We start from the raw sequence: 9,429 nt of genomic DNA on the forward strand, positions 1-9,429 counted from the left end.
GAAAATAGTATGAGAGGATAACACATGAAAAAAGCGTTTAAGATCATAGGGAAAGTATTGCTTGGATTACTGATACTGTTAGCGGTATTTCTTATCGTTATGACGATTTATAATCAAATAATGCTCAAAAAGAATAAAGACCTTTACGATACTCCCCTCGGACAGCTTGTCGAGGTGGACGGTCACAACATGAGCATATACACCGAAGGCGAGGGTGAGCACACTATCGTTTTTATGTCAGGTTGGGACACTCCTTCTCCGATACTGGATTTCAAGCCACTTTACAACAGGCTTTCCGATAAATACAGGATAGTCGTTATTGAAAAATTCGGCTACGGCTTCAGCGATGTCGTTGACGGAGAAAGAGATTTTGACACGATACTGCGACAGGACAGAGAAGCACTCGAAAAGGCAGGCATCGAAGCACCTTATGTGCTGTGTCCGCACTCGCTTTCAGGACTTGAAGCCACACTTTGGACACAGAAATATCCCGAAGAAGTTGAAGCTGTTGTCGGACTTGATATGGCATTTGCTAATTTTTCGGCTCTGCCCGATTATAAAGAAAGCACCTCTCAGAAAATCGCTATCAATATCAACAGATTTGCAAGGGTGACGGGGGTGCTTAGACTGACAGATGCGGACTATTCGGGTACTCTGAGTGAGCAGGAAAAGAAGATACTGACCGAGATAGTTTGCCATAAGACAACCAATGATAACATTGTAAGCGAGAACAATCATGTCAGGGCGGTCTGCGATGAGATAAACTCCAAACCGATGCCGACAATTCCAACTTTGCAGTACCTTTCAAATACAGATAGTGATGATGAGATAAAAGCCTGCAAAGAATATACTGAAAAATCTGTCAACGGTAAGGTGTTTCAGCTTGATTGCGAGCATTATGTTCATGATTTCGAGTATGAGCGCATAAGCAAGGATATGAAGGAGTTTATAGATAGCCTTAACGGGTAAATAAATCAAATCAATGCAGGGCATAACAGCTCTGCATTTTTCTTTTCTGCCGACAAAAATTCCCCAGTCAAAATATCGAACGGAAAAATCTAATGGCGCACTCAACTTCATGCGCACTGCGAATAGACTTTTTATACGGAAGTGCGCTATAATTTTAGTATGGGGCTGAGTGATCAGCTCGACTAAAATTTCAGAATGGTGGTGATGATATGGCTACAACTTCTATCGCTGACAAGCTGACAAAGCTCGAAAAGAAGATCGCAAAGCGACAGGCAACTATCGCTGAGGAGCAGAAACAGCTCGACAAGGATATGGAGGAGTATAACAAGCTGTACCTTATGGCTCTTGCCGACAAGTTCAAGCTGAAAGGCAAAGACCTGTTCTCCGCTATCGAGCGTGAGCATGAACAGCTTGAAAAGCTCCGTGACGGCGGTATGTCCGATTCGGATATTGACAGCCTGACGGACAGCTCTCCTGCGTATAAGGACGATGCGGTTATGCAGGAAGAATTTCCCCGTACTCTCTTTGACAAGGATTGACGGAAAGGGGGCTTTGAATGAGCGAATACATTTACAAGGTCGGGGACGATTTTGAGAGCGATGATAAAGAATATGTTGCTCTGAAAACTGATAAAGGACAGCAGATAACGGTTGCCCTCGGCGTAAGCGGTGTGCCGTTCAAAGGTCGCTTTGATAAGGAAAGCATTTTCTTTTCTTATGACAGCGATTACAAGGATACCGTGCAGGAAATCATGGAGAAAATCACCTCGGACAAGTACGCCGATCAGCGTGATGAGATCGAGAAACATCGCAGGGAAAAGGACTATCTGTTTTTTATTCCTGCGGTGGCTGAAATCCTGCGTATGACAGAGGGTACGCTCCGCCGCAGACCTCTTGATATTCAGCTCGCCGTGTGCAAGCGGTATGCGGACATTTGGGGCTGTGACACATACACGATTCAGCATAAGCTGAGAGATGCGATGATGCTGATTATCAAACCTGAATTGACAGACAGCGACAAAGAGAAAGCTGTCGGAAAGGACTAACATTTGAACACAACATCTGCCGTAGAAAAGAGAGAGAAGGCGGTTGACTATGTGACTGATGAGGGTATCAAAGTCAAGGTTTCGTACCCTGACGATGTTCCCGAAAATATCAGACAGCAGAAGATCAACAAGATGTACGATATTTTCCTCGGTGCAATGCGCCGCAACGGAACAAAGGAAACAACTGAATAATCTGGCACTCTGCCGAATTTGATTACAGTTACAGAAATGCTGTTGCAAATATCGGGCGGTTGTGCTATGATATAGATGTAAAACCAACCGTCCGATTGCAAACGCAATTGGAGGTCAACAATGAGAAAATCAACGAAAACAAATGACGGTATCACGGCTATCTATGTACGCCGATCCGTCAGCGACAAGGATAAGGGCAACAACAGCTTGTCCATTTCCGCACAAAAGGAGGAATGTATCCGCTTTGTAGGAGACTGCGAGTATCGTATCTATTGTGACGATGGAAAGTCGGGCAAAGATGTGATGCACCGTCCCGCATTTATGCAGATGATGAGCGATGCCCGTGAGGGACTTATCAGCAGAATTATCGTGAAAAAGTATGACCGTTTCAGCAGAAATATGAGAGAATATCTCAACATCACGGACGAGCTTGACCGCTACGGTGTGACCGTTTACTCCCTCTCCGAGCCGTTCAATACGGAGACAAAAGAAGGGCGTATGATGCGAAACAATCTGCTGAACTTCGCTGAGTTTGAGCGTGAGACGATCGCCGCAAGAGTGGCAGATGCGTTCAATACCAAAGCAAGAGAAACGGGCTTTTATCAGGGCGGTAAGGTGCAGTTTGGCTACACTCCCGAAAGAAGAACCATTAACGGCAAGACAGGCTCGGTGCTTGTTCCCTCGGAGAATGCAGAAGCGGTGTGTGTGGCCTATGACTTGTATCAGCACCCCGAAAATTCTCTGACCGATATTATCCGCTACATGACGGAGAACGGTATCAATGCTTCAAGACCGACACCACGCACAAAAACAGGCATATCCAATCTTGACAGGTCGCACCTGAGCCGTATACTTGAAAATCCGCTGTATGTCCGTGCCAACAAAGATGTGTACCGCTATTTTCTTTCCAGAGGATATGAATTGCTTGACGATATTGAAGCCTATGACGGTGTTCATGGGCTGTTCGTTCACGCTGGCGGTGATGATACGCACTTCGTCAAGGTAGCCTACCATGAGGGGCTTGTGGACGGCGATGTGTGGCTGAGAGTGCAGGACAGAAAGTCGCACCAGAGTAAATTCCCGAACAACGGCAAGGCTATGAACTCTTGGCTTGTGGGTATGGTGAAATGTGCCTGTTGCGGTTATGCGATGCACTTCAATCATTCCGTTAGAAATGAGGGAAAGAAAGTATATTATCGCTTTCTTGACTACGGCAAATATACGCTGAATGGCTGTCCTACTCCTCCGATTAAGATGAAGCCGAAACAGGTCGAGGACGCTGTGCTGACGGAAATGAAAAAGCGTATCGAACAGCTCAACATTGAAAAGCATGAGGAAAGCAAGCCCGATGCCGAAACGGAGAGTATCAAAACAGAAATTATCCGCCTTGACAGCGAGATACAGAAACTTATGGAAAAGCTCGCTGATGCCGATACCGTTCTGTTTGACTACATTCAGAAGCGTGTGAGTGCCTTGCACGAACAGAAGTCGGAGCTTGAAAAGAAAATGCAGACCATGTGCCGTAAGCGTAAAGCTATCGACACAAAGCCGTTGGAAGAACCTATGAAGCAGTGGGATAAACTGACGGTGCAGGAAAAGCACGATCTGGCGGCAGCTATGATTGATGTGGTGCTTATTTCCGATGAAACAGGTATTGAAGTGAAATTCAGCATTTGAAAAAGTGCGGAATTTCGGTATTTTTTAGTGTTGATAAGGTGATGCGTTGGGCGTTCCGGTTGCGAAAACCACGCCCTTACCGCCAGTCTTTTCATCAAGATAACGGCATTTGAGAAACAAATCAAGTGCCTTTTGCGAAGCAGAGTTGGAAATGCCTGCGACATTCTGCAATTTTGTCGCTACGAACAATAACGATAGGTAACTCTTTGATATAATCTCTAAGTTTTCCCCCGTTTCACACTGTGCATGCGATTTTCACCGCACACAGCGTTCCATCAGATTAACTTACTTTCTATTGATTTCAACAGAACTGTATCCTCACGAAATACAGCCTGCGATAAATTTCACTTTTTGAGATTTTCGCGATATTTTAGAATTTTCTTTTCTGTCTTTGCATCAACATTTATTATAGGGCTGTTATGAATCATATAGTGACAACTCATACATACCCAAGCAAGGTTCTGAACCTTATTGATTCTGTCTATTGGAAGTTTATTATCGACATGATGACAATGTCCTGTAGTGCTATTGCCGAACTCTTTACCACAACATTTGCATTTTCCTTTGTCCCGATTGTAGGCATATTCACGATTCATGTAAAATTCAAAATTTCTCTTCCAGTCCTTGCCTTTCTTGTATTTTGAAAACGCAATTTCTTCGGGAGTGTTGATTGAAGGTCTGTCGCAAGGCAGACTTTTTCGTTTACTGCATTGCTGAATATATCGTTTCCTGCCGTCCTCTGTGTAAGGCGTGGTCTTCTGGTCAAATGGCTTTGATTCATATCTGCTATGTGTAATGAACGCATAGGTTAGACCAAACCAGTTGCCCTCTACCTGTATTGCAAACGTAGTGCTGGTGTAATCCTGATGCCTGTGGGGTAAATTGCATAGTGTCTTGAGCGGAACCTGCATTTGATTGTACTTCTTAGGGTACATATTCTTCCATACTGCAAAAGCAGTATTGTTGACACGCCTGTCGATTATTTCAAAAGCGTGTGAGCAGATTGATGGCTGTAAATATTGAGCTATACCCATGATTTTCGAGTTAATCTCGTGTATCATAGCCGCCCTTGATGTTGGCTCCTTGAAAGTTTCAATTTTCTTTATATCGGCTTTCAGGGTGTCCAATTTTCGGTTAAGGCGTTCCAAATCAGGGTAGGGTTTACCGACGAGGTTATCTGTCCAAGTCTTTGGGTCGGGAGTTTTCCTTTTCCGTTCCGCTTTAACCACGAATCCGAGGAATTTTATTCCTTTTCTTTGCAAGTCCGTGACATAGGTTTTCTCTTGCGATAGTTCGAGTTTCAGCTTGTACTTAAAGTAGCTTGTCATTTCATATTTAAGCCTTATTGCTTCTTCCTTAGTTGTGGTGAGTATAACCCAGTCATCAGCATATCGGAAGTTATATTTAGGCGTTGTACCCTGTGATTTTAATCTTCTGCTGTCATTAACCTTGTACTTGCATTGTCTGTGCGGTTCAAAGTATTTTCTGCCAACATACCAGTCAAAATCATTTAAGTACACATTTGCTAACAATGGTGAAATTATACTGCCTTGCGGAGTTCCAGAAATTGTCATGTAATATATTCCACGGTCAATATATCCCGCTTTCAACATCTGACTGATAATTTTCAAAACTCTCTTGTCATGTATTCCTATCTTCCATAGCTTATTCATTAAAATTCTATGGTTGATATTGTCAAAACAGCCTTTAATATCTCCCTCAACTGCCCATACTGCTTTGTCCACTGAACGTCCTGTACTGTTTATAACATTAACGATATCCCTTATTGCGTGTTTTTGTGCTCTGTACGGTCTGAATCCGTAACTGTGGGGATAAAACTTTGCTTCGCATATTGGTTCAAGGATAATTTTCATACATTGCTGTATTATTCTGTCAAGCATTGTAGGAATGCCAAGGGGTCGCATTTTACCATTGCTTTTGGCTATATATTCTCGCCTTGCAGGCTTAGGTTTATAGTTCTGTATTTTAGATTGAATCAATGCAAACAGTTCATCTCTGTCCATTTGCAAATATCTGTTGATGCTCTGACCGTCCACTCCTGACGTTTTACTGCCGTGATTGGACTTGATATCATGGATTGCTGTAACGATTGTGTTCTTATAGAACATCGCTTCGAGCAAGCCTGTAAAATTAACATTTTCAGAACTTTTCTGATACAGAAAGTCCTGACATTGTTTAAGGTCGGTTTCGCTGGAGAACATGACGTTTAAGTGTATAAGGCATCACCTCATAGTTCGTCACCCGATATTTCAGGGAGTTATTTGTTCTCAAGTGTGAAATTTATCGTTAATCTGACTCGTACCCTTCGCCGTGAGGCATTTCAGCCTCGTGTGATCGGTCCTACCGTCTCAGACTACTATGGTACGGCTGACTTCCTGCCAAGTTCATAGCCCTGTAAAGCTCCCTTGACAGGCTCTCAAACGTTCCTGAACCTCTATCCTTTTGTGAAATCTTTAGGTTGCCACTTTACACCGGAAGAATCTGACCTTGATTTGAATTACAGTTCCTCAGGGTCTCCATAGGTATTTCATCCAATGGAACGTATGCGGAAAAACCAACCACATACATTTTCTTCAGTTGTTCCGTCTTTCGACAGCCGAGTTTGACGGTGCTGCATAGCTTCAACTTATATGTTTAACCATGGATTTCGGAAGTCCGCATCATTATTATCCATGCCTTTTCAGGTTTAGGTTTTCAGATTACGACTTCACCACGCTTTACACGATATGGAGTTACAGCTTCATATCGCATAGTGGAGTATTAACTCTCGTACTACTGGCTTTAACTTGCCATTGTATTAATTCTGTACGGCAGAGGAGTTCCACCTCTGAATTTGAGATTCAAGTTCTCTGTAAATGATTCTTATTGCTAAGTTCATTTACATGACGTGTTTCGGCATAGTCGTTACCTACACCTTATGCGTAACGTTTTGCACAATTCTTGAATTCATGTGCCTCATCGACGAATAGCCTGTCAATACCGAGCTGTTCAAAGGTCAGCGTATCGTCCTGATTAGCCTTTTCGAGCTTATCAAGCTGTTTCTGCAAGCTCTTACGGGTACGCTCCATAGCCTTGATTTGAAACTTTGAGCCTTCGCTCTTTTTCAGTTCCTCGATACCACGGAGAATATCGTCGATCTGGCTCTGAATCGTCATAACCTGTCTCTCTCTTGAAACAGGGATTTTGCCGAGCTGAGAGTGACCGATGATAACCGCATCATAATTGCCTGTTGCGATTTTGGCAAAGAGCTGCTGTCGGTTCGCTTTCTGAAAGTCCTTTTTGGTAGCTACCAAGATGTTAGCACCCGGATAGAGCTTCTGAAAATCGTCACCGATCTGTTCCGTCAGATGATTCGGGACAGCAAACAAGCTCTTAGTACACAAACCCAATCGCTTTGATTCCATAGCTGTTGCGATCATTTCAAATGATGACAATAGGTAACCCTTTGATGTTATCTCCAAGTTTTCCCCTGTCCCACACCGTACGTGACAGTTTCCCGTCATACGGCGCTCCATCAACAATTACTTTTATTCAAACTTATACTTCAGACTTCAATCAGTTCTCCATCGGCTGAGATTGGTGGTTTTTCTGCCATTACTCTCAGCTCATTTATTTTCTTCAACTGTTTTGCATCAGGTTTAACCAGTTCTAGATACTTTTTCAGTGTTACTGTGTTTACTGAGTGAATCAGTATGTGAACCTTGTCAGATACAATAATCAAGTTATTGTATTCATCACCACCGCCTAAAGCTCTTGGTTTCTTGTGGTGACAATCTATCGTACCTATATCAAGTTGTTCTTTAGTTATAGCACATTTACCTTTTTGAGCTACATACATCGATATCCTGTTGTCATTGTATTCTACGCTTTCAGCACCACAGGGAGTATTCATAAGATGATATAGGAGCGAAAAATCAACAAATCCTAAATTTTTATGAATTTCCTCTCGTCCTTCTGGTGTGTAATTATTTATACGTCTTTTCTTATCCATAGGAACTCGATGTTGGACGTATGCAATTGGCACAATGGCATGGTTATTGATGAATCTTACTTCTTTGCTTTTTCCGTATTTACTCCGGATATAGCTATTAGTGATTGTACCTTTTCTGGTTATCCTGTGTTTCAGCCTGTTGTAAAGGCTCTTTTTGACATCATAAGCGATAACGTGAAAGTCAATATTTACATGAGTTGCAATGCAATAGTAATTATGAACGCCAATCAGATAGGCATTGTACATCTGAACAAGCCTAAATTCCATTTCTTTATTGTACGTTTGCCTTATCTTTCCGATTATATCCTTGGTATACGCTCTTATTTTAAATAATCGCTGTTCCTTGATATGTGCTTCAACTACATACTTTGGTTTGCCTTGTCTGTCTTTGCCCTTTTTCCTCATTTTCAGCTTAAATCCGAGGAATTCCGAGAAATGACGTTTAAGATTTACTATTTTTGACTTTTCGGGACTGATTTCCAGTCCTAAGCGGTCTTTCAGCCAAAGTTTAGTAGCTTCAAACATCTTAATCGCATCCGAACGATTTCTACAAAATATCTTGAAGTCGTCCGCATATCTTACAATGTAGCACTCCTTAAGAGAAGACTTCCGTAAATGAAATACTTGTTTCGATTTATCGGGTGTTCCGTTGGCGTATATGCGTTTAATATAATTTTCCCTTGTGGGGATGTTCTCCCATTGACTTGCTACCCACCAGTCTAGTTCATTCAAAACAATATTGGATAATAATGGTGAAATGATACTGCCTTGAGGAGTTCCTTTTTCTGGAAAACCTATTCCGGTAATTTCTGCTTTAAGCATAGCTGATATGATGCACAACAGCTTCTTGTCTCTAATACCTAATGTCCACATCTGCTTTAATAGCTTGCCGTGACTTACATTATCAAAGAATGCTTTAATGTCTACATCTACGACGTAGTGTAGATTCATGTTTTGCATCATTCGCTCAGCCTGTGCTATCGCATTTTCTGCACTTCTGTTAGGTCTGAATCCGTTGCTTCGCTCAAAGAATTTAGCTTCACAAATTGGCTCCAGTACTTGCAATATACATTGCTGTATAAGTCTATCCATGATTGTAGGTATGCCTAAAGGACGGGTTTTACCATTGTCTTTAGGAATTTCTACTCTTCGAACTTTCTGCGGTGTGTATCTTTCCAGTTTTCGCTGTACATGGGAGATAAGCTTGTGTTCTTTCCACTTACTTAAATCGCTTATTGTTTTCTTATCCGTTCCTGCTGTTTTGCTTCCTTGGTTTTTCTTGATGTTTCTGTATGCAAGTTTTATGTTTTCCGGACTGGTTATGATATTCACAAGATGCGTGAACGCTTTACCATCCTTACTGTCTGCATACAGCTTATCAAATATGCCTTGCAAGTTGTAATATTCAGCATTACGGAGTTTTTGCTTCTTAAGAGTTCTTTTCTTGTCTGTCAAAGTCAGCTTAGTTCCTTTCTGCTTTCAGAATGGATTTCGCTTTTCTTAGTCATACTCGAACCTTTGAATTTGTATAATT

General features: G+C 42.1%; 7 protein-coding genes and 1 pseudogene. 5 read left to right on the top strand and 3 right to left on the bottom strand.

Annotated elements, in window-relative coordinates:
- The first annotated feature begins 24 nt into the window (after nucleotides 1-24).
- From BM265_RS04900 to BM265_RS04920, 5 genes are all read left to right on the top strand, one after another.
- Nucleotides 25-969, top strand: coding sequence for an alpha/beta fold hydrolase (locus BM265_RS04900; protein ID WP_074960454.1), 945 nt, complete (start codon nucleotides 25-27; stop codon nucleotides 967-969).
- A 209-nt stretch (nucleotides 970-1,178) separates the two neighbouring features.
- A complete protein-coding gene (locus tag BM265_RS04905) occupies nucleotides 1,179-1,508 on the top strand; it encodes a hypothetical protein (RefSeq protein ID WP_074960455.1) in 330 nt (109 codons plus the stop codon).
- Between the two features lie 17 nt (nucleotides 1,509-1,525).
- Nucleotides 1,526-2,014 carry a hypothetical protein gene (locus BM265_RS04910; protein WP_074960456.1) on the top strand — a complete coding sequence of 163 codons (489 nt, stop codon included), beginning with the start codon at nucleotides 1,526-1,528 and terminating at the stop codon, nucleotides 2,012-2,014.
- Between the two features lie 3 nt (nucleotides 2,015-2,017).
- Nucleotides 2,018-2,206, top strand: coding sequence for a hypothetical protein (locus BM265_RS04915; RefSeq protein WP_074960457.1), 189 nt, complete (start codon nucleotides 2,018-2,020; stop codon nucleotides 2,204-2,206).
- A gap of 120 nt (nucleotides 2,207-2,326) precedes the next feature.
- Entirely contained in the window at nucleotides 2,327-3,883 is a 1,557-nt protein-coding gene (locus BM265_RS04920) for a recombinase family protein (protein ID WP_074960458.1), read from the top strand.
- 344 nt (nucleotides 3,884-4,227) lie between these two features.
- Here the strand turns inward: BM265_RS04920 and ltrA (BM265_RS04925) are convergent, their stop codons facing one another.
- The 3 genes and pseudogenes from ltrA (BM265_RS04925) to ltrA (BM265_RS04935) form a co-directional block, all read right to left on the bottom strand.
- A complete protein-coding gene (gene ltrA / locus BM265_RS04925) occupies nucleotides 4,228-6,105 on the bottom strand; it encodes a group II intron reverse transcriptase/maturase (RefSeq protein WP_242940777.1) in 1,878 nt (625 codons plus the stop codon).
- 735 nt (nucleotides 6,106-6,840) lie between these two features.
- Nucleotides 6,841-7,332: pseudogene (locus BM265_RS04930) on the bottom strand (SNF2-related protein); the annotation flags it as partial.
- 116 nt (nucleotides 7,333-7,448) lie between these two features.
- Nucleotides 7,449-9,350 carry a group II intron reverse transcriptase/maturase gene (ltrA, locus tag BM265_RS04935; protein WP_074960461.1) on the bottom strand — a complete coding sequence of 634 codons (1,902 nt, stop codon included), beginning with the start codon at nucleotides 9,348-9,350 and terminating at the stop codon, nucleotides 7,449-7,451.
- Nucleotides 9,351-9,429: the final 79 nt, after the last annotated feature.

Origin of the sequence: Hominimerdicola alba, from assembly GCF_900112155.1 — a bacterium.
In the GTDB taxonomy this organism is placed as follows: Bacteria; Bacillota; Clostridia; order Oscillospirales; family Ruminococcaceae; genus Hominimerdicola; species Hominimerdicola alba_D.